At 59.0% G+C, this 20,611-nt stretch carries 17 protein-coding genes and 3 tRNA genes; 7 read left to right on the plus strand and 13 right to left on the minus strand.

What is annotated here, in order from left to right; genetic code table 11:
• Positions 1-16 precede the first annotated feature (16 nt).
• Positions 17-667 carry a succinate dehydrogenase gene (locus K6U75_13735; GenBank protein ID MCL6476101.1) on the minus strand — a complete coding sequence of 217 codons (651 nt, stop codon included), beginning with the start codon at positions 665-667 and terminating at the stop codon, positions 17-19.
• Positions 668-814: 147 nt separating this feature from the next.
• On the opposite strand from K6U75_13735, the gene ispH reads away from it, so the two are divergent.
• Complete coding sequence (gene ispH / locus K6U75_13740; GenBank protein MCL6476102.1) at positions 815-1,774, plus strand: 4-hydroxy-3-methylbut-2-enyl diphosphate reductase; 960 nt, start codon at positions 815-817, stop codon at positions 1,772-1,774.
• On the opposite strand, the gene K6U75_13745 is transcribed toward ispH, so the two are convergent.
• The 4 genes from K6U75_13745 to K6U75_13760 are packed head-to-tail and all read right to left on the minus strand — an operon-like array spanning position 1,771 to position 8,301.
• Positions 1,771-3,153, minus strand: a complete 1,383-nt coding sequence (locus K6U75_13745; protein ID MCL6476103.1) for a diguanylate cyclase — start codon at positions 3,151-3,153, stop codon at positions 1,771-1,773. The two genes, ispH and K6U75_13745, sit on opposite strands and share 4 nt — an antisense overlap.
• The gene (locus K6U75_13750) at positions 3,150-5,837 is read right to left on the minus strand and encodes a response regulator (GenBank protein ID MCL6476104.1); all 2,688 of its coding nucleotides are present in this window, start codon (positions 5,835-5,837) and stop codon (positions 3,150-3,152) included. The genes K6U75_13745 and K6U75_13750 overlap by 4 nt, the downstream gene beginning before the upstream one ends.
• A 5-nt stretch (positions 5,838-5,842) precedes the next feature.
• Positions 5,843-6,418 carry a YfiR family protein gene (locus K6U75_13755; protein ID MCL6476105.1) on the minus strand — a complete coding sequence of 192 codons (576 nt, stop codon included), beginning with the start codon at positions 6,416-6,418 and terminating at the stop codon, positions 5,843-5,845.
• Positions 6,406-8,301, minus strand: coding sequence for a TonB-dependent receptor (locus K6U75_13760; GenBank protein ID MCL6476106.1), 1,896 nt, complete (start codon positions 8,299-8,301; stop codon positions 6,406-6,408). Before K6U75_13760 ends, K6U75_13755 begins: the two co-directional genes overlap by 13 nt.
• A 377-nt stretch (positions 8,302-8,678) precedes the next feature.
• On the opposite strand from K6U75_13760, the gene K6U75_13765 reads away from it, so the two are divergent.
• The 4 genes from K6U75_13765 to K6U75_13780 all read left to right on the plus strand — a co-directional run bounded on the left by K6U75_13765 (position 8,679) and on the right by K6U75_13780 (position 9,985).
• A tRNA-Glu gene (locus tag K6U75_13765) sits at positions 8,679-8,755 on the plus strand.
• Between the two features lie 7 nt (positions 8,756-8,762).
• Positions 8,763-8,847: transfer RNA gene (locus K6U75_13770), tRNA-Leu, on the plus strand.
• A 12-nt stretch (positions 8,848-8,859) separates the two neighbouring features.
• Positions 8,860-8,934 (plus strand) — tRNA-Val (locus K6U75_13775).
• An 85-nt stretch (positions 8,935-9,019) separates the two neighbouring features.
• Positions 9,020-9,985 (plus strand): radical SAM protein, encoded by a 966-nt coding sequence (locus K6U75_13780; protein ID MCL6476107.1) that lies wholly within the window; start codon positions 9,020-9,022, stop codon positions 9,983-9,985.
• Here the strand turns inward: K6U75_13780 and K6U75_13785 are convergent.
• Complete coding sequence (locus K6U75_13785) at positions 9,977-12,094, minus strand: beta-galactosidase (GenBank protein ID MCL6476108.1); 2,118 nt, start codon at positions 12,092-12,094, stop codon at positions 9,977-9,979. The genes K6U75_13780 and K6U75_13785 overlap by 9 nt on opposite strands.
• A gap of 123 nt (positions 12,095-12,217) precedes the next feature.
• On the opposite strand from K6U75_13785, the gene K6U75_13790 reads away from it, so the two are divergent.
• Entirely contained in the window at positions 12,218-12,394 is a 177-nt protein-coding gene (locus K6U75_13790; GenBank protein MCL6476109.1) for a nucleotidyltransferase domain-containing protein, read from the plus strand.
• Here K6U75_13790 and K6U75_13795 read toward each other — a convergent pair.
• From K6U75_13795 to rplU, 5 genes are all read right to left on the minus strand, one after another.
• Positions 12,372-14,390: a DUF2961 domain-containing protein gene (locus K6U75_13795; GenBank protein ID MCL6476110.1), complete on the minus strand. Its 2,019-nt coding sequence runs from the start codon at positions 14,388-14,390 to the stop codon at positions 12,372-12,374. The genes K6U75_13790 and K6U75_13795 overlap by 23 nt on opposite strands.
• Before the next feature lie 174 nt (positions 14,391-14,564).
• Positions 14,565-15,704 carry a glutamate 5-kinase gene (gene proB, locus K6U75_13800; protein MCL6476111.1) on the minus strand — a complete coding sequence of 380 codons (1,140 nt, stop codon included), beginning with the start codon at positions 15,702-15,704 and terminating at the stop codon, positions 14,565-14,567.
• A complete protein-coding gene (obgE, locus tag K6U75_13805) occupies positions 15,704-16,999 on the minus strand; it encodes a GTPase ObgE (GenBank protein ID MCL6476112.1) in 1,296 nt (431 codons plus the stop codon). Before obgE ends, proB begins: the two co-directional genes overlap by 1 nt.
• A gap of 70 nt (positions 17,000-17,069) precedes the next feature.
• The gene (gene rpmA / locus K6U75_13810; GenBank protein MCL6476113.1) at positions 17,070-17,342 is read right to left on the minus strand and encodes a 50S ribosomal protein L27; all 273 of its coding nucleotides are present in this window, start codon (positions 17,340-17,342) and stop codon (positions 17,070-17,072) included.
• A gap of 16 nt (positions 17,343-17,358) precedes the next feature.
• Positions 17,359-17,670 (minus strand): 50S ribosomal protein L21, encoded by a 312-nt coding sequence (rplU, locus tag K6U75_13815; protein ID MCL6476114.1) that lies wholly within the window; start codon positions 17,668-17,670, stop codon positions 17,359-17,361.
• A gap of 101 nt (positions 17,671-17,771) precedes the next feature.
• On the opposite strand from rplU, the gene K6U75_13820 reads away from it, so the two are divergent.
• Positions 17,772-18,050, plus strand: a complete 279-nt coding sequence (locus tag K6U75_13820; protein MCL6476115.1) for a hypothetical protein — start codon at positions 17,772-17,774, stop codon at positions 18,048-18,050.
• Positions 18,051-18,191: 141 nt separating this feature from the next.
• Here K6U75_13820 and K6U75_13825 read toward each other — a convergent pair whose 3' ends face one another.
• On the minus strand, positions 18,192-19,430 hold the full coding sequence (locus K6U75_13825) for a copper amine oxidase N-terminal domain-containing protein (protein MCL6476116.1): 1,239 nt from the start codon (positions 19,428-19,430) through the stop codon (positions 18,192-18,194).
• A 22-nt stretch (positions 19,431-19,452) separates the two neighbouring features.
• Positions 19,453-20,611, minus strand: a 1,159-nt coding sequence (locus tag K6U75_13830; protein ID MCL6476117.1) for a hypothetical protein, incomplete at its 5' end; no start/stop codon positions are given.

Below are 20,611 nucleotides of genomic sequence, written 5' to 3' on the forward strand. Positions count from 1 at the left end.
TCTCACCTCAGCGTGCTTATCGAAATGCGAACAGCGCCGTCCAGCCCAGCGCGGTCAGCAAGACGAAAATGACCACACAGACCTTCGCACAGGCTCGTTGCGCTTTCTCGCTGACCGTAATCCCCCAGCGGATGCAGAAGTTCCAGATGCCGTTGGACAGGTGGAACGTTGCCGACGTAATGCCCAACAGGTAAAAGGCGACGAGAAGCGGGTTTCGGAAGTACTCCACCATGCCATCGTAATAGATGTTCGCACCAAACAGGCGATGGCTGATGGTCGTTCCCCACACATGCACCGCGATGAACACAATCAGGATGACCCCGGTGATGCGCTGCCACAGGTACATCCAGTTGCGCCAGTAACGGTAACGTCCCACGTTCACCTGCCCGTGTGCCGTGATGACCAACCCGTAAAGTGCGTGGAACAGTAGGGGGATAAAAATCAAGCCCCACTCCAACACAAACAGAATATGCGGGGGCATTTTCTTGTTGAAGAAATCAATGACCGCGTTAAAGTGTGCGGGACTGGCGAGCGCGAAGGAGTTCAACGTCAGATGCTGCACCAAGAAAATACCGATAGGGACGATACCGGAAAGCGAATGCAGTCTGTGCAAGACATGGTTGTCCGCCGCGATAAGCGACCTGCGGCGTGCCGTTGCTACAGCCATCTGTTCCTCCAACCATCTTTGTTGCTAACACAGCGTGTCTTTAGTATACCTTAAATATCGCAATCAGGTAAACATCCTGAAGAAGTGGGTGGTAGACGTGCTGTTGCATCGGGTACAATGGGCATCGGTAGAGAAAGGGCAAATGGAATGGAGACGATTATTCTGGCTTCACCGCGTGGTTTCTGCGCAGGGGTGTCGTACGCCATCGAGGTGCTGAACCTGGCAATAGAGGCGTATGGCACTCCGATATACATGCGCCATGCCATTGTGCATAACGAGCATGTGGTGCGCTCGTTCGAGCAAAGAGGCGTGATCTTCGTCGAAGACCTTTCCGAGATACCTCCGGGTTCTACGGTGGTGTTCAGTGCGCACGGGGTATCGCCCCAGGTTCGTCAGGATGCAGCTGCACGCAACCTGCGCGTCGTCGATGCCACTTGCCCGCTGGTATCGAAGGTGCACCGCGAGGTACAGCGGTTCGCCGCGCAGGGGTATTACGTCATCTACATCGGGCACGCTGGGCACGTGGAAGCGAAGGGCACGATGGGACACGCGCCCGGGCAAATCACACTGGTGCAAACGGTGGAGGACGCCGAGCGTGTGCAGGTGCCTGAAGGCAAACTGGCGGTCGCCACTCAGACCACCCTGAGCGTTTACGAGGTGGAACGCATCATGGCGGTGTTGAAACGGCGTTTTCCGCACCTCGAAACGCCTCCGAAGGAAGATATCTGCTATGCCACCACCAATCGCCAGAACGCCGTAAGGGAGCTGGCAAAGCGGTGCGACCTGCTACTGGTTGTCGGCAGCCGAAGCAGCAGCAACTCCAACCGTCTGTGCGAAGTGGCGCGGGAAGAGGGAGTACCCGCCTATCTGCTTTTGGATCCCGAAGAGGTACAGCCAGAATGGCGTACCGATTACCGAGTGGTCGGTATCACCAGCGGTGCATCCACTCCAGAAAGCTCGGTGGAGGCGATTGTGGGTGAGCTGCTGAAAGGGCAGGAGCATGTTCCCGTACACACGCTGGAGACCGCGCGGGAAAACATCACTTTTCTTCCGCCACGTACACTGATTGCCAAGGCGGCACAGGAGGCTTCCACCAACCGGCGCTAAGCAGCCGCCTCTTCCTGTCGCTTCTCCATCAGAGGGCGCACGCAGTTGCGCCCGGCGCGTTTGGCTTCGTACAGCGCGGCGTCTGCCACCTCCACGAGTTCGGAGGGAGACAGCATATACGGCATATACTCCGCCACACCGAAGCTGGCGGTAACCTGACGATAGGGAGTGCGCAGCTCCGCAATCGCCTGACGCAGTTGCTCTGCGACACAGACGGCTTCACTCAGAGTGTGGCACGGCAGCAGCACGCACATCTCCTCGCCACCGTATCTTGCCGTAAAGCTTCCTGCGGGAGCGTTTTCTTGCAGGGTCTGTGCTACCAGGCGCAGTACGTCGTCGCCTGCCCGGTGTCCATACGTATCGTTAAAACGCTTGAAGTGGTCTATATCCAGCAATACAAATGAAAACGTACATTCTTCCTGCCGAGCCGCCGTGAAAAACTCCGCGAGTTTGTCCTGCAAGGCGCGGTGGTTCAACAACCCGGTCAGCGCGTCGGTAAACGCCAGGCTTTCCAGACGTTCGTTGAGAGCGCGAAGCTTCTGCTCGTACTGCACCCTTTGGGTGATGTCCACGCTGGCACAGATACCACCCACCACTTCCCCGGCGGGTCCGTGCAACGGAAACAGACTGCGCAGCACGTGCCGCGTGCTGCCATCCCGGCAGCGGTCCACGCTCTGCACCGTGATGTTCTGTTCGCCTCGCATAATCAGGTGGATAAGTTCGGTCATCGCCTCTTCGTTTTCAGGAGGGATGATGGTATCGAAGATGGAGCTTGTTAACACCTCGTACTCTTCCCAGCCGTAAAGCTGAGAGGCTGCACGGTTCCATTCGTAGATAACTCCCGCCGCATCAAAGGTAAAGCACGCCACGGGTACGTTTTCGAACAGCTCCCGGAATCGCAGGTTCGCCTGCTGAATCATCTCCTGCGACTGCTCCAGCGCCTGCGTTTTCATCTCCAGCTCCTCTTTCTGGCGGGCGAGTTCGTCGTACGCCTGACGCAAACGCTGTTCCATGTCCAGAATGCGCCTCGCCACGCTGAGACGAGAGGCCAGCTCTACGCGGTCCAGCGGCTTGGAGAGAAAATCATCGGCGCCGGTTTCAATGGCATGGAAACGGTCCTGCTTGGAGTCGCGGGCTGTCAACAGGATAAAGTAGGTATACTGTTTGTTTTGCCGGGCACGAATCCGTCGGCAAAGCTCCAGCCCGTCCACGCCGGGCATCATCCAGTCGGAGATGACCAGCGGGAACTCCTGCTGGCAAAAGGCTTCCCATGCTTCGGCGCCGTCTTTGGTGGCGTGCACCGTATATCCCAGCTCTTCCATCGCCTTTTGCAGCACCAGTCGCGAAACGCCATCGTCTTCGGCAATCAACACCCTCATGCTGCAAGCCCCTCGTCGTTTTTCTGTTGCTTTTCGTAAGCTTCCACCAACCGTAACAGTTCGTCTTCATTCTGTATCTGTTCATCCAGCGCGTCCTGAGAGAGCGCATCGTTCATCTGATCGCAGAGGGATTCCACATCCTTCGCGCCAGCGGCAATGCTCAGACGCTTCAAGGACATCAGGGTATGGCGTGCGTAGTTGACATCTCGCGCCTGTAAAGCCTGTGTCATCTCCGCAACCAGCCAGCGCGCCTCCTGCGCAAACCGGCTGCGGACTGCCTCTCCGAGAAGAGGTGTCCGCGCGCGGCGGCGTACCGGGTTCCACTTTTCCACCATCTGCGCCAGAAGGTCTATTTTCACCGGCTTGCTGAGATAGTCGTCCATGCCTGCCGCCAGGCATCGCTCGCGGTCGCCCTCCATAGCGTGGGCAGTCATAGCCACAATGGGCAGGTGCTTGCCAGTGCTCCTCTCTCGTTCGCGGATGAGACGGGTTGCCTCGATGCCGTCCATCTCCGGCATCTGGATATCCATGAAGACCAGGTCATACACGCGGTTTGCGGTGAGATCTACTGCCTCTCGCCCGTTCATTGCCACCTCCACCGAGCACCCCAGTCGTTGCAACATGTGCAGAGCCAGTTTGCGGTTGACCTCGTTGTCTTCCACCAGCAGGACGCGCACGCTGGCAGTGCGTCGCTCCATCCTGGGGGTGTCTGGTTGGGTTATTTCATGGCTGATACCGGCGGCCTCGCACAGGGCGTTGTACAGCTGCGAACGGCGCACCGGTTTCGTGAGCCAGACATCCACACCGGGCTGTTCTGCCTGCTGTCGCACCGGCGAGCCGACAGAAGAGAGTAAGATGATTTTACATGGTGACAGCGTTTCGATGGAGCGAATATGCTTGGCGACATCCACTCCATGCATCCCCGGCATCTGGTAGTCCAGCACCACCGCGTCGAACGGGCAGGGGGAAACCGAGGTGAGCATCCTCAGCGCTTGCTGTCCGCTGTCTGCCTCCTGTACGGTGCATCCCCACGACTGCAGGTGTTCTCGCAGGATGCGGCGGTTTGTGGCGTTGTCATCCACGACCAGCACACGCAGGCTGCTGATTTTCTGGTCAGGAGTCATTGGTGCGCCCTTTTGTTGATTCTGTGACTTCTGCAAAGGCAGCTCCACCCAGAAGGTGCTGCCCTCGCCGGGTGTGCTTTGCACGCCAATCCTGCCTCCCATCAGCTCGGTCAGCTGCCGGCTGATGGTCAATCCCAGACCCGTGCCCCCGTACTTGCGGGTCACCGAACCATCTGCCTGAGTGAAACTCTCGAAGATGGTTGCCTGTTGCTCGGGGGCGATGCCGATGCCGGTATCCTTGACGGAGAGACGTATCCCGACGGTGGAATCGGTCTCATAAATCACCTCCGCGCTGATAACCACCTCGCCCTTCTCGGTGAACTTCACCGCGTTGGAGGTCAGGTTGTTCAGTATCTGTTTGATACGAACGGGGTCTCCGCGCAAAACATCAGGGATATCCGGCGGCACCACCGTGAGCAGCTCCAGCCCTTTTTCGTGGGCCGGTCGGGCAAATGTGGCGCCCACCTCTTCCACCACACTGCGCAGGTTAAAGTCTACCTGCTCGATGGTCATCTTCCCCGCTTCGATCTTGGAGAAGTCGAGAATATCGTTAATGACGGAGAGCAGGGAATCCGCACTGTACTTGATGGTTTCCACATACTCTCGTTGCTCCTCGCGCAGGTCGGTCTGCAAAAGCAGTTCGGTCATGCCGATAATGCCGTTCATCGGGGTGCGGATTTCGTGGCTCATGTTGGCGAGGAACTGCGACTTGAGTTTGGATGCTTCCAGTGCCGCCTCACGCGCTTGGATTAACTCCTGCTCGGTCTTCTTGCGCTCCGCGATTTCCTGTTGCAACTGCTGCGTGCGCATTTCCACACGCATCTCCAGCTCGGCGTTCATGTTCTGCAGTGCAGCCTCGCGCGCCTTAATCTCCGCCAGCATCTGGTTGAAGCCCTGCGTGAGAATGCCAATCTCATCGTGCGAGGGGGTATTGATATGTATCGAGTAGTCCTTTTTCTCGGAGACGTAGCGCATGGCGTCCACCAGCTTCAGGATGGGGTCGGTGATCCAGCGCTGGAGCCTTCTTGACAGCAGAAACGCCAGCACTGCCGAAAACAACAGCAGAACGCCAAAAGAGCCAGCATAACGACGCAGGTGCCCATGCCAGCCGCGAAGGTCGTAGCGCAGGTGGAGCGTGCCGACTTTTTCGGAACCCTCGCTGGTTACCGGCATTACCACTTCGATGGCGTTTTGCCCGTGATGTACCCCTTCCTCAAAGGTCGATGGAAGCATCGTGTCGGGCGATTCATCGGAGCGTAAGTAGCTGGCAAAAAGCCGCTTGTCGGGTGTATACACGGCTGCGCTCAGGATTTCCTGCGTGGAGCGCAGTGACAACAGCACCTCCGCGCACGCCTTTTCATCTCCAAAGGTGAGTGCAGCGGCAACGTTCGTGGCGGTTATCTTCGCTACAGAGAGAGCATGACCTGCGGCATTGTGCCGATACACAGCGGCGTCATACAAAACAATAGTAACCGATGCTATCAGCAGTGCCAGAGTGGAGGCGACGAGGCTGACAATCACTATCTTCCACACAATAGACAAGCGAACTCGCTGCAACACGCCCGCTAGTCCCTCCGCTTTTCCTTGACGATTCTTGCCAGGCTGAGCAGTTTCGAACTGATGGACACATGCGCTCGTCGGGCGGCCTCGAGATTAATCTCAAACCGCACCCGCTTCTGCTCCACAAAGAAACCTATCATGCCGCCTTTCGCGGCGAAACCCTCGCTCTCCCCAACCACCAGCACAGGGGAGTCACCCAGTATCTCCAGAATGCGGGGCAGGCTTTTGGCTTCCGCATCCGGCACAAACAGGATGTGACACTCCCGCAACTCCTGCCCGATACTCACCTGTTTGACCACGATGGCTCTACCCTTCACGCTCTTGCCGTGTACCGCTTGCTGAAGGGCGTCTGTGATGCCGGACTTACCCAGCACCCCGATCACGAACGGAGCCGAGGTGCTGGCAAAGGCACTGGAAGAATACTCGATGTAACTTGTAAAGTGGTAAAGGAAAGCGGCTTTTACCTCCGTTTCGTTGTAGCCCTGTGCGTGCGCGACTGCCAGTGGCAGGGTAACAATCACTGCCACAAACACTTTGTGCATTGCATGTAAGCGAATCTGTTTGCTTTTTAGAACTGCCATGAGATTGTTCCATATACTGCCCGCTGGGGAATACTGTCGCGTTCCCACAGCGGATGCTCGAACTCGCGGATGTCGCGCTTGAGCAAGTTCTGCAGAGTGAGCCTCATCTTCACCCTGTCCGTGACGCGCCAGCCGATAGAGACGTCCAGCCGGTAGTAGCTGGGCAGGAAGTCCATCCCGAATAACCTGTCCACGAAGAAGAGATAGGTATCCACATGCCATCCTCTGGACAGGTTCAGGTGCGAGCCGATGTTAAACTGGTGCCTCGGCGTGTTACTGGTGCTGTCACTGTGCAGTCTGAAGGGGTCTTTGCTGTCCGGCGCCTGTTGCAGGCGATAGGTGATGTTCGCATACCCGAGGTCCAGCGTCCAGTTGCCGGTCACATTCCAGCGGGCGGAGACCTCGAAGCCGTACGTCCGTCCATGTAACTTGTTGCTCATGTACACCGGTACCACCAGGTGGGGCACAGGCGTTGCTTCCACAAAGGGGTCTGCCGGTTCGAAACTGCGCAGGTTCCTGTACACGTTATAGAACGCCGAGACATCCAGCGACAGGTTCTGGTGGGGCTGACTTCGGTAGCCCAGTTCGTAAGCGGTTACCTCTTCCGAGCGAAAGTCCGGACTGCCGTAGATACGTGAGACCACCGGCAAGCCACTCGCCATGCCCTCATAGTAAGCCTGGATGACGATGGAACGTTCCGCCCGGGTGGGCATCCGAACCGCCCGCGATACCGCTCCCCACCAGACATTCTTCTCGTTCGGCTTCCACAGCAGGCGCAGGTTCGGTTGCAACTCCCACGCGGTGTAGCTGTTGTTCTCCAGCTTCGAGCCAATGGTCAAGCGGGTATTGCTGTTGAGTGTGAGATCGCCCTGCACGAACGCCCCGAAGATATGGTCGACCCGGCTGGGCGGCTGCAGGGACATGAGCGGCCCGGCAAAGGTTTTGTCCGAGGTGTACTTGTATTCGATACCCCAGAGAATATCACGCTTCTCGTTCGCCTGTATCCTCTGCTGCCAGTTGAGGTCCACAATATCGCGGAACTGTGTGAGCTCGATGGGTGAACGCCCACTGTGGTCATAGTAAACGTGCAGGATATCGGTGATATTGCCTCGCTGACGGTTCCACGTGCCCATCAGGTAGTAACCGGAGATGGTATAGCGGTCATCGATGATGCGCGCTCCGGGCAGGGTAACGTCGGGGATGCGCAGCCGCTGCCCCGCCCTGCCGGTATACACTTCACCGTGTAGGATGAAGCTCTCGTTCGGGGAGCGGTTCCAGTCGGCGCGAAAACCACTGCGTCGCACCAGCCATCCGTCGTTGTTGCGCACATACTCCCTGTCCTGTTCGAGGTCATCCCGCTCCTGGTAGAGAGTATACGCCCGGTAGTATCCGTTGTCGCCGAGTTTGCCTCCAACGCGCCATCCGCCGAAGGCTTGTTCCTCACTTCCACCACCTGATACCCACAGCGTCCCCTGCGTTTCTCGGGCGGATTTGGTGATGATGTTAATAACTCCATTGACCGCGTTGGCGCCCCAGAGGGCTGCACCAGGCCCACGAATAACCTCGATGCGTTCGATGTCCTGCATAAACAGGGGCGGCTGCGCATCCCAGTATACACCGGAGAAGAAGGGGGTGTAGACGCTGCGTCCGTCCATCAGCACCAGGAGCTTATTCGAGTAGCGACCGTTGAATCCGCGCACTGCTACCGCCCACTTGCTGGCGTCGATGATGCCCACATGCACGCCGGGCACGAGGCGAAGCACCTCAGGGATGCTGGTTGCGCCCATGCGGTGGATGTCCTCTGCGGTAATCACGTATACCGAAGCGGGTACATCCCATACCGGCTGTGCCTTCTTGGAGGCGGTAACAACCTCTATCTGCATGAGTTCCTCAATGCTAAGCTGAGTGAGGTCCTGCGAGGGCGGCGAGGGGTCACTGTAAGCAGACCCCATAGCGAATGCCCAGAGACACGTGCACACAATCATCATGGAGCGCATGTTTGAATCTCTCCCCTGTGCTAAGCCGAGACAAGTCTAATAGTCATTTTCGGCAGATGATGGTTGTGCCCTCACCCCAGACGCCTTTGCGCGCTGTGGGAGAGGGATGCGGCGCCACCCCTGGTAGCCGCGGGCTGCAGTTTGCCCAAGCCGATGGCGGGGGTTACATTCCGCCCAGAATTTGTGCAGCACCCCATCTCCTATCCTCTTGCTCCCTTGACAGATGCGCGTGATACCCTGTATAATAAGTCCGTCAAGGTTATGGCCCCATCGTCTAGTGGACTAGGACACCTGGTTTTCAGCCAGGAGATCGGGGGTTCGAATCCCCCTGGGGCTACCATATCGGTGCCGAGGTGGCGGAACTGGTAGACGCGCACGTTTGAGGGGCGTGTGCCGCAAGGCGTACGGGTTCAAGTCCCGTCCTCGGCACCAGACCGTGAAGGTGGGCGATTAGCTCAGTGGAAGAGCGCCTCGTTCACACCGAGGAGGTCGGAGGTTCAAGTCCTCCATCGCCCACCATACCTTCTGAGACCACCTTCGCTTGTCCTCCTTGCACACCTGCTGCTGCATTTGGGGTATCATCATCACGGTGGGTGAGCAAACCATGCATCGCCAAACGGGCACTGCGGAGCGATACCTCATCCCCTCAGGGAGCTTTGAACCCGCCTATCTGGCGCTGTACCGCAGGGGCGAACTGCAGCGGCGGGTGGAGGAGGCAGTCGCGTTGCTGGAGCAGTGTCGCGTCTGCCCACGCCATTGCGACGTTAACCGCCTGGCGGACGAAAGGGGTATCTGTCGCATAGGCAGGTTCGCACGGGTGTCCAGTTATTTCCCGCACCACGGCGAGGAAGACTGCCTGCGTGGATGGAACGGCAGCGGTACCATCTTCTTCTCATGGTGTAACCTGCGCTGTGTGTTCTGCCAGAACAGCGACCTCAGCCACCGCGGCGAAGGCGTAGAGGTTCGTCCCGAGCGGCTGGCAAGCATGATGCTTCACCTGCAGTCGCTGGGCTGTCACAACATCAATCTGGTCACGCCCGAACATGTGGTGCCGCAGGTGCTGGAGGCGCTGGTGCTTGCTGTGGAGGGCGGTCTGCGCTTGCCCATCGTGTATAACACCTCCGCCTATGATTCGATGGAGAGCCTGCGCCTGCTGGACGGCGTTGTGGACATCTACATGCCCGACTTCAAGATATGGGACCCCGAGAAGGCACACCGCTATCTCAAAGCGCGAGACTACCCCGAGGTCGCCCGCCGCGTGATTCAGGAGATGCACCGGCAGGTAGGCGCGCTGAAGTTCGACGAGAATGGGCTGGCGAAGCGGGGCGTGCTGGTGCGCCATCTAGTGATGCCAAACGCAGTGGCAGGCACCGAGCATATCCTGCGCTTTCTCGCCGAGCAGGTCGCGCCCGACACTTACGTGAACGTGATGGCGCAGTACCACCCCGCGGGCATGGTTTCCTCAGAACGGTACCCCGAAATCAACCGTCGCATCACCGCACAGGAGTACTGGCAAGCAGTCCACCTGGCGGAGCACCTGGGCTTACGGCTGGACGAGCGATTAGCGTGAACTGCTCGAGCGGATGCGGTATGCCTCGCCGTGTATCTCCCGCGCTGCCTGTACCATCTCGGGGTAGGGCGTATCGGTGATGGTGACAAAACCGATATTGTAGTTCTCGCCGTCGAACCAGCGTCCGGTAAGCGGCTGGTCGTTGTACTGGAACCAGTGGCAGCCCACGAAGTTGGGATGTGTCAACACACTGGTCAGGTAGTCCTTATACATGCGGGCGCGGTCGTGCTGGTCTTTCGCGGCGACCAGTCCGGTGTGGAACATGCCCCTGTCCAGCGCACCGAAGTGAAACTCGCCGATGATGGCGGGTTTGTCCAGTCGCTCCACAATGCTATAGCGTTCGCGCTCCACTCGCGGCGCGTAGATGTTGAAGCTGATGACGTCGCAATACTCCGCCGCCGCCTCGACGGCATCTTGCCCGTACCACGCAAACCGACAGCCCAGATACAGATGATTGGGCGCGAGCTCCTTCAGCACCTGACGCACCGTACGGAAGTACTGCCTCGCCAGGTTTTTGACAAACTCCGCGAAGTCCTGCCTGCGGGCATCGGTGGATGGCGGCTGCAGCCTCTGGGGTTTCTCCAGTTCCTCCCAGCTGGCAAAGGAGCTGTTCCACGCCGCGTTCAGTCTTTCTATCTGACCGTACTTCTGGCGCAGCTGCTGCACGAAGGCGCGCTTGGCGGGCGAGTTTGCCGCGTCTTCCTGCAACGTGCCGTACGCCAGTCCGTAACGACCGCCCTCTTCGCCTGTGCCAGCCCAGCTCAGCTCGTTGTCCACGAAATAGCCAATGCACCAGGGGTCGTCACCGATGCGCTGTGTGACTGCGCGCAGGGAGTTGCGCACGCTTTGCTCGAATTTGGGGTCAAAGGGGTCGTGCATCTTGCCCCAGTAGTCGTTGCCGCTGGCAACCCTAGCGTGGTCACCACCGATGTGCGCCGTGCCCACGTAGGGAACCTTTCCGTTGCGGTAGAAGTCCCAGTCCGACCAGTTGGCGATGGTGTTAAACCCCCATGAGTGCAAGCGGCGCAAGGTCACGTCCATCCACAGCGGCTTGTAGTTCTCCCCGTACTTGCGCTGCAGGTTCAGGGCATACCAGTTGATGGTTCTACCCTCTTTCACTGGTCCCGAGTGTATCCCCGAATGATAACCGATATGCCTTGCCAGTGGACTGCCCTCTTCAGGCAGCCAGGTGAACATCTCCTCGCGTCCGGTGATGAAGGTGGCGTCGCCAGTATGCACACAATCCATCCCCAGCGAGACGAACAGCGTGCCTGCTGGAGTCACCAGCCACCATTTGCCGTCGTGTTTGGCGGTGCGGAAATAGCCGGTCGCCTGCAGTTTGGGACCACTCTTCCAGCCGCCGTACTCGTCGCGGTCGGGCAAGGTGGGGAACCGCCGCAACTCCTGTTCCTCCTGCTGGCGTCTCCGTCTCAGGTCCGCCTCGTCCTTCACTTTTCCGGGCCAGTCGCCACCTGCCCACTGCCCAAAGCGATCGACAATGCCTTTGACCGGCGCACTGCCTTCGATCAGGCGGATGTTGTCGATATGCAGTTTTATCGGTTTGGCTGGACGGTGGAGAAAGACCTGAAACGCCACGATATGGCTCAGGTTCAGCCTGTGCGGATTTGCCACTCCCAGCAGAATGCCACCACCCTGCACCAGCGGCGGCAAACCTCTCATGCCGTAGTCCATCGGGTTGAAGGCAAGGGGAAGCACGTAGGTCTGGGTCTCCCCGGCGCCGATGGTGGTGGTTGCCTGACGACAGTGGTTCCAGCCGTCGGCGCGCGGGTCGTCGTCCACGCGGATGCCAAACCATACCGGTTCGGTGTTGGGATTATAGATATCTATCGCCAGCGCGCCTGCTCCCGTCCAGTTCCACGCCTGGGCAGGACGGAACGTGACGTTCGGCCATTCAGCGGGCTGAAACTCCACCTGCAGAGCCTGCCCCGACAGTTTGCCACCCGCCGGCACGCGCTGTATCTGAACCTCGTTGCGTACTGCTTCCTTCAGGTGCTCTTCCTTCTCGAAATCGAACAGCACCTGCTGCGCTGCGGCGCTGACCGAAATCCCTATCAACAGGCACATCAGGCTCAACCCCCACCCGTACATATCGTTACCTCCCTCTGTGTTCCGCATCACTCGATACGCCACTTTGGTGGTTATTCCTCCGTGCCCATGCCACATTGCGGGAGATACCCTGCAGTGGTAAAATACTGGCGGAGGACGATAACAATGCATCGCGACAGCGTGTTGCGGGTGCTTTCCGCGCACTGGAAACAAATCGCAGAGGACTACGGCGTTCGGCGAATGGCTGTGTTCGGCTCGGTGGCGCGTGGGGACGCGACCAGGGGGAGCGAAGGGGCACGCGCGGTGCCCCTGCCGGAGTTTATGGTGCTTCCTGAATCTTGATGAAGTCCAGCCCGAACATGTAGCGGTCGCCCGTGCTGGCGGGGTTCGTGCCCACTACCTCAACGCGCAACACGTTTTGCCCCTGCTTCAACTGCACCTTTCCCATGCTGATTTTGCCCGTGTGGATAACGCCGTTGTGGAACAGGTCTATCACTTCGCCGACGGGTGTGCCGTTGACCGACAGGCGAAACTGACCGTAGTCCACCGCTTTGGTCATCGCCGCTATCAGCTCGTATGTGCCCGCCTTGCTGGCGTTAAAGCCCAGTTCCAGCACGTCGCCCGGCTTTGCGCCCGTCCACCAAAGATGTTTGGCGTCGCTCCATGCCTCACCGAAGCCCTGCATATCCTGTATGGTGACGTTGCCTCCGGTGTGGCTTAACACGCTCATCTTCTCGCCCTCGATAGCATCCGGCTCGCGGTACACTTTCAGCTCGGGCAGCCGCACAGGCAAACGCTCCCGCAGCGTGGGGAAGCTCCGTGCGCCCTGCTGGCGGTCGGTATACCAGTAACCGATGGTGCTGTAGCCGACCTCTGTCTCCGCCCAGTGCCACACCTCGATATCGGCGCGGAACCTTTGCTGGAACGGCACGTTGTCAATAATCAAGAAACGGTTGTTGGACACATGTCCGAAGTTAGCGGGACCGTCGGCGCGGGGCTGGTTGTGGTAGGCATGCGTGAAGGGCGTTGGGTTGCACCAGGCATAGCCGAAGAAGTCCTCCGTACCGGTTCCAAAGGTGCTCGGAAAATCTTCTCCATCGACGTAGAACTTCTCGTCACCCTCACCCCACCATGCTTTCACAGGGTTTGCGATGCTCAGGGCGACACCCACGAATCGCCCGGTGCCCTCCGCTTCCGCCATCGTCCAGTCGCGCATCGGTCGGGAGCGGATGGGATACTGCGTGTGCCACTGCGCGTGGAAATAGAGTTGCTGACCGCTCCAGCGCGTGGGCTGTACCACTACCCTGCCCGACAGGCTCAGGGGTTCATCGCCGTCGTTGCGCACGCGCAGCACTGCCCGTCTGGCAAAGGGCATTACCCAGTGGCTGTACATCGTGCCGTTTTGCAGTATCCCGCAGGGCAACGCCTGATAGGGGTTCAAGCCCGGTCCCGTGCCAAAGAAGTCCCCCAGCGGAGACCACACCGAGGGCAACGTGGCATCATCCCAGGTGATTTCCAGTACCGCCGCCGGCAACGCCTTCTGCAAGTCTTGCGCCTGCGGCTTCATCTCTATCGCCACCACACGCGCCGGTCCCTGCAGTTCCAGCGTGCGTGAACCGCCTGCGGGGATACTCCAGCGGATGGCATACGCTCTGGAACCAGAAGGAGGACGCCACGTCTCGTAGGGCTTTGCCAGCCGCTGGGCAACCTGCTCACCCAGCCGCCGCGTACGCTCCACCGCCTCCCACGAGAAACTCTCTACGGAGGTGCCGGGCGGGTAGAGCCGGTAGTTCACATGATAGTACATCCCTTCACCGCCTTCTACAGTAACCAGCGCGCGCCTGGCAAAGGGAATGGGGAAGTAGATATTCGCACCGCTGGAACGCATACCAGCCAGCGGGGGTACGAAAGGATAGCCAAGCGAACCGTCAAAAAGCTTCGCAAAGTCGCGCTCGATCACCGGGTTCTCCGCGCCGTCGATGTAGATGCGCAGAACACCCTTCGGGTTCGCTGACCAGATACGCACTATCGCGCCCGGACCCGGGATGTCTGCCATCACCATCTCCCTGCGCCCGTTGCGCTCCTCGATGCGGATATAATGACCGGCATCCCCGTTGGCGAACCAGTCTACCTTCTTGCCATTCACAATGCGGCTGGCGCGGTCGTAGCTGGATGCCTGTTTGCACTGTTCGCCCTGAAGAGGTTTGATGCTCAGCGCGCTGAGGTCTATCATCTGCTGGAGCAGGTCGGATAGGGTGAGCGAAGGTGCCGACAACACCGGTGCAGTAGACAGTACCATCCCGGCGACCAGCAAGCACAACACCCTGCCACTTCTCATGTCACTGTTCCTCCCTCGGAATGTCTGCACTCTGTTGGAGCAGTTCTTGGCACGCAAGGCGGTCTCCTGCAGGAGAGGAGCCTTTGATGCATCAGCCTGTTGACGGAGGTTCAGGGAAAATACGGTTCGGCAGGAGCCTTGATTCCTCTGGAAAACGTGCTTCAGGTTTGTTGGCTACACCCACGCGCCATACACCAGCACCAGATTATCGCGGTGTATGACTTCGTCGGCGCGCTTGAAGCCGAGCCTTTGCTCAATCTGCGAGGTCTGGCAACCTGCGATACGCGCCAGTTCCTCACTGCTGTAGTTCGTAAAGCCGCGGGCGAATACGTGTCCCTTCTCGTCGCGCACGTCCACGACCTGCTGGGGGAGAAAAGGACCTTCACAGGAGAGCACGCCTGCTGGAAGCAGGCTTTTGCCATCGGTAACGATACGTTCTCTGGCTCCTTCGTTGACGATGATAGTCCCCGCAGCGGGCAGACCATACGCCAGCCAGCGTTTGCGGTGACACAATTTGCGGGGCAGGGGATAAAAAACCGTTCCCACAAATCCATGCCCGCGACAGATGTGGTGGATAATCCCCTCGTGTCTGCCGTGCGCAATCACCATCGTCACGCCGGAGGTAGTGGCAATCTGTGCCGCCTGCAGCTTGGTCACCATCCCGCCCGTGCCCACGCGCGTGCTGCTTCCGCGCGCCATACGCCAGATGTTTTCGTCCAGCCGATGCACCTCGCGCACCAGTCGGGTGTAGCGACCGTCTGCGTCGGGCTCGTAAAGCCCTTCCACGTCCGAGAGCAGGATGAGCAGGTCGGCGTCCAGCAACGAAGCGACCATCGCCGCCAGCGTGTCGTTATCGCCGAAGCGAATCTCGTCAACGGCGACAGTATCGTTTTCGTTAATGACTGGCACCACTCCCATTTTCAGCAGTTGCTGCAGGGTATTGCGGGCGTGCAGAAACCGCTGCCGTTCGCCGAAGTCCTCACGGGTGAGCAATACCTGTGCGACGGGCAGGTCGTACGCGGCAAAAGCCGCCAGATACGCCTGCATCAAGAGGGGCTGACCGATAGCCGCCATCGCCTGCTTGAGAGGCATGGTGGCACGTGTCTGGTAGGGGGTGGTCTGAGCGGCATAGTTTTCCCACTGGTCGATGCCTGCACGGATAGCGCCGGAACTCACCAGCACCACATCGGCGCCCGAACGATGTTCTGCTGCGCACTGCATGGCGAGCGAGGCGATGTATACACGGTCTAGCGCACCGGTTTCATCCGTCAGCGTACTTGTTCCAACCTTGATGACAATCCTTCGGTAAGCCATTACGAGGTTTCCCAGTGCTCCTCGTCGATGAAGTCGAACTCCTCGTCACCGATGCGCACGGTGTCGCCATGCTGGATGCCCGCCTCGCGCAAACGCTGCAGCACGCCGATGCGCTCCAGCTTGCGATGCAGGCGACGGACGGCTTCCTCGTTCTCTAAATCGGTCATTTTCACCATGCGCTCGATACCCTTGCCCTGAACCTCAAACTCGTGTTCGCCGGTCTGTTCCACGTGCCATGCCCGTTCATCCTGCCGCGGAGCACGAATCACTACCATGTCCTCCACCGGCGTTGCCGGCGGGGGGATGGAGTCCAGTAGTTCTGCCAGATGGTATACCAGCGATTGGACGCCTTCTCCTGTCGCGGCAGAGATGACGTGCACCGGATAACCCTTCTCGCGCAGGGCGTCTCGCACGCGGTCCCTGAGTTCAGGGGGAGCGACGTCCGCCTTATTCAGCGCAACCACCATCGGTCGGCGCAACAGGTCGGGGTCGTACAATTCCAGTTCGCGCTGGATGACCTCAAAATCCTGCAGGGGGTCGCGCCCCGTCATGCCGGAGATGTCCAGCAGGTGCACCAGCACACGGCATCTTTCCACATGGCGGAGGAACTGGTGTCCCAATCCTTCGCCCGCGTGTGCGCCCTCAATCAGCCCCGGCAAATCCGCCACCACGAAGCTGCGTCCCGGCTCCACGAAGACGACGCCCAGATTGGGTACCAGCGTGGTGAACGGATAGTCCGCAATCTTGGGTCTGGCGGCAGAGATGCGGGAGATGAGGGTAGACTTGCCCACGTTGGGGTATCCGACCAGACCCACATCCGCCAGCAGTTTCAGCTCCAGCCGGAGTCTGCGCCGCTCGCCCGGTTCGCCCTTCTCGGCAAAGCGGGGGGTCTGCTGTGACGGGTTGGCGAAGTAGGCGTTTCCGTGCCCACCGCGACCCCCCCGCGCCACCACCACGCGCTGCCCCGGCTGTACCAGGTCTGCTAACCACTCGCCGGTCTCCTCATCATACACCACGGTTCCGACCGGCACACGCAGCTCGCAGTGTTGCCCGTGTTTGCCGTGCCGCAGGTTACTTCCGCCGTTGCCTCCTCGCTCCGCACGATAGTGACGCTGGAAATGGTAGTCCAGCAAGGTGGTTAAGCGCTCGTCCGCCACGAGCACCACATCGCCCCCGCGTCCACCATCCCCGCCAGAGGGACCGCCGCGCGGCACGTACTTTTCCCGCCGGAAGGCAACGCAGCCGTTCCCGCCGTCTCCAGCCTGAACCTGGATGGTGACTTCGTCGACGAACATCATCTACCTCGAATGCACGAAAAGGCTCGCGCACTGGCGAGCCTTTTCATTTCCTCACCACCCTGCCGATTTATGCAGTCACCGCTTCGGCAACGGGCACCACGCTCACGCGCCGGTTCTTCTTGTCGTGGCTTTCGTATTTCACCACGCCGTCTACCAGCGCGAAAAGGGTGTAATCGCCGCCCATGCCCACGTTCTTGCCGGGCTTGAATTTGGTGCCTCGCTGGCGGATGATGATGCTTCCCGCCTTCACGAACTCGCCAGCGTATTCCTTCACGCCGAGGCGCTTGGACTTGCTATCTCGCCCGTTGCGGGAGCTGCCGACACCTTTCTTGTGTGCCAATTGACCTCACCTCACTCTACGCTTCGATGCTCTGTACGCGAAGAACGGTCTGCCACTGCCGATGTCCGTAGTGACGCCGCTCGTTCTTCTTGGGTTTATACGTGAACCCGATAATCTTCTTACCCTTGACGTGGCGCACCACTTCTGCTACCACTTTCGCATTCGGTACGGTGGGTGTGCCAATGCGCAGACCGTTATCGTCCTGTACCATCAGCACCTCGGTCAACTCGACGGTCTGCCCTTCCTCCACCGGCAGTTTTTCCACACGCAATATGGTATTCGGTTCTACCTTATACTGTTTTCCACCTGTCCTGACTACAGCGACCATTGCCAGCCCACTCCCTGTGGATTTGCCTTCAAACTCCTGTAGGATTTTACCGAACAAACCTTCCTTTGTCAAGGGTACCTGAGGGTGTTCGGAAATAGGGAGTGCAGCGGGTCTACTCCGAAGCCCTTATCCTCACCATCGCCCTGTTGCGCACCACCCGACGCCTCTCGTATCGCCAACTACTCTTTTGCGTCGCCCCCGAAGTGCTGTCCCGCTTTCACGACCCCGACTACGGCGACTACTTCGAGACGCTGGACGAGTCCTGCCAGCCCACACACACCTACGAGGGCAGCGCATGGAAAGCGGCGTACCACCTCACGCAGGCGTGGTGGCATGTTGCTAGAAACCTGTATGACACGGACATGACATGCGTGTTGTAAAGCGGGGTGCCCCTGCGCCCTCCACGAGGTCACCGGCATCTTTACTTGGGGTGCTTGCGCCACATGTCGGTGTGTATGTCTATAACAAACACTTTGCCGTCCGAAGTAGAAAAGCGTTTGACGGCGTCGCTCAAGAACAGGTTACCGCCGGGTCCGGACGAACACACATTGCTTGGTGGGGTCGTAGCGGATGTTTGCACCCAGCACCTGCCGCACTACCTCTATCGGCACATACAGGCGACCCCGTATCAGCCGGGGCGCCCTCGATGCCTGCATCTGTCTGCCTGCGATGCTATAACGGCTTTGCCCCGCCTGCAAACGAACCTCTCCCCGTCTGGTGACCACGATGCACGCACCGTTCTTGTACCAGCGCAATCCACCACGCTCTCCACCAGCCATCAGGTAGCCCACCCAAAAGTAAGCATCTCCGCCGATGTCTATAGCCGGACGGTTCAGATGCACCAGCCGCCCGTCCCAATCTACCTTCACGGGTCGCTCTCGCGGAGCAGCCGTATTGCGGATGGGCTTGCCCTTCTGCCGGGCAGAACCTTGCAGTATGTCCCACCCGAGCAGGGTGCCCGTAAACGCATCTACTGCACAACCGTACCCCAGCCAGACGTGTCCAGGGCGGTCGCCGTATACCGTCAATCGATACACCAGCGTCTGCCAACCAAAGGGATCTGGGTACATGACGAATAGCCTATCCACGACGCCTGCTTCGGCGTTCACCAAACCCAGCTGTTGTGCCGCCGCCGCAAAGGCTTGCTCGGGGGTCAGGACAGGTATCGTGCTGACTAACAGCGGGTAGTAGACGCAGTTTGCTCCTGTCACCCGTCCGTAGACCCTGTCTACATCCACGCGGCACCAGCTGGGACCATACACGCCGTTCGGCAGCCGCTGCCAGAAGTAGACGGTGTGTTCGGCAGGAATGCGCCCTATCCCTGCGCCCGAACGTACCTCTATGTGGTTGAGCAGCTCGGGCAGCGGATAATGGGTCTGCATGTAGGAACGGGCGATGGGTATCGCCTCCTGCTCGCTCAACGTTGCCCGCCGCCGCAACATCTCCTCACTAAACGGCTCATCGTAGAATGACTCGTCCAACCACCAGTACCATCTCCAGCTCCAGTGGTTGATATTGAAGGCGCAAATAAAGAACTCCCAGTTGTTACAGCGCAAACGGTGGAGCGCTTCCACGCCCAGCCGTAGCGAAGGCGGTGCGATGTATTGAACCTCCACTGGCGCGGCTTCATCCCCGACGATTTCTCGCACTTTTTGGATTGCCTGCTCGCGGGTGACGTACTGCCAGACATATTGCGCGGATGCCGTCGGCGCCCAACCAAGCCACGCCACAAACGTAGCGACGAACACAAAGCGTTTCATGGTTTACCTCCTTCTGTTTGCGTCAGGGTAAGAGCCTCAGAGTCGGGTCTCCCTGGAACTCGACGTCGAATTGCCCACGGGCCCATATTAGCCCACCGTAGGCAGTTTCTGCCCAATTTCTGGTTGCTTCACGAGCGGTCATGTACGCTTCATGTATCGTGTGATTCTTAAGCAATTCCATAAAGCCGGGTGACTTCGGCTCATTAGTGCGTTCCCAACCGTCCAGAAATACACACACTGCATTCGAGTGCACGGCGAGATAGCCGATGGTAATCACCACTTTCGCCCCTTTCCATAGAAACCAGTCGCTCAGTCCGCCTGCCTGCACTCCCGTATCCAGCTCGCACCCCACCAGCAGGACGAGGTGCAGGTTGGTCAGCGTATAACCACGGCCCCCGATGCTCTCCAGGATGAGACAATCCTGCCATCCACGAAGCCCGGAAATCGCATACCAGTCCGCGTAGCAGGTGACGAGCCACTTCTGGCTGTGTTGGGATGCCTGGTCTGGCGGTTTGTTCTCGCCCCTCAATAGTAGCAACTTTCCTGCAAACTGTGCTCCACTGTGCCCCGAGAACAGGACAGCCTTGAGCGGCTTTGAACCGGTTGCAGGGTCGATATACTCCAGCGCACGGCGCATTTGTCCAATATCAGGGTTACCATACCACCAAGCAAACCCCTTTAGCCGTTTGAAACCCATCTTCTTGCATCCTTCCCAGAAATATCCTGCTTGTGACTGACCGACATCGGAATTGACAAAGGCGATAATGGCAGAATACGCTTTCTGAGCATTTTCTGGTTTCGCCTTACGTCGGCGATGGGCTTTGTCGATGTCATGATGGTTGTCTGTCGCCATAAGCAGGAACACATAGCGTCCGGACTCTTCGGGCGAAGGCATCGTGAACTCCAGACAATGCTGCCCTGGTGTGAGTTGGTTACTGCTCAGGGAGTGACTGTGAACAATGTTCAGCTCCGGGTCAAAAACCACCAGGTGTGCTTCTGAAGCGGGGCGGTTCTCCGAGGAGGTTAGCGAATAGTGTAAGCGGTAGGTGGCTTGCTCTCCATTATCCTGCACAAGTTCCAGCAATCCTGTGGTCAGTTGCAGAAAATCCGACCGGTTGCTATCCCTGTCTGGCAGGGTAGGCACACGCGCCTCTGCCGAAAGCCGATACAGGTATATCCCG

The sequence above is a fragment of the Bacillota bacterium genome, assembly GCA_023511455.1.
In the GTDB taxonomy this organism is placed as follows: Bacteria; Armatimonadota; HRBIN16; order HRBIN16; family HRBIN16; genus HRBIN16.

Coding starts and splice junctions, on each gene's coding strand:
- K6U75_13780 (MCL6476107.1), top strand. CDS start 9,020: ATGCATCGCCAAACGGGCACTGCGGAGCGATACCTCATCCCCTCAGGG.
- K6U75_13825 (MCL6476116.1), bottom strand. CDS start 19,430: ATGAAACGCTTTGTGTTCGTCGCTACGTTTGTGGCGTGGCTTGGTTGG.
- K6U75_13760 (MCL6476106.1), bottom strand. CDS start 8,301: ATGCAGATAGAGGTTGTTACCGCCTCCAAGAAGGCACAGCCGGTATGG.
- obgE (MCL6476112.1), bottom strand. CDS start 16,999: ATGTTCGTCGACGAAGTCACCATCCAGGTTCAGGCTGGAGACGGCGGG.
- K6U75_13745 (MCL6476103.1), bottom strand. CDS start 3,153: ATGAGGGTGTTGATTGCCGAAGACGATGGCGTTTCGCGACTGGTGCTG.
- K6U75_13735 (MCL6476101.1), bottom strand. CDS start 667: ATGGCTGTAGCAACGGCACGCCGCAGGTCGCTTATCGCGGCGGACAAC.
- rplU (MCL6476114.1), bottom strand. CDS start 17,670: ATGGTCGCTGTAGTCAGGACAGGTGGAAAACAGTATAAGGTAGAACCG.
- K6U75_13790 (MCL6476109.1), top strand. CDS start 12,218: ATGCATCGCGACAGCGTGTTGCGGGTGCTTTCCGCGCACTGGAAACAA.
- K6U75_13785 (MCL6476108.1), bottom strand. CDS start 12,094: ATGTACGGGTGGGGGTTGAGCCTGATGTGCCTGTTGATAGGGATTTCG.
- ispH (MCL6476102.1), top strand. CDS start 815: ATGGAGACGATTATTCTGGCTTCACCGCGTGGTTTCTGCGCAGGGGTG.
- K6U75_13795 (MCL6476110.1), bottom strand. CDS start 14,390: ATGAGAAGTGGCAGGGTGTTGTGCTTGCTGGTCGCCGGGATGGTACTG.
- proB (MCL6476111.1), bottom strand. CDS start 15,704: ATGGCTTACCGAAGGATTGTCATCAAGGTTGGAACAAGTACGCTGACG.
- K6U75_13755 (MCL6476105.1), bottom strand. CDS start 6,418: ATGGCAGTTCTAAAAAGCAAACAGATTCGCTTACATGCAATGCACAAA.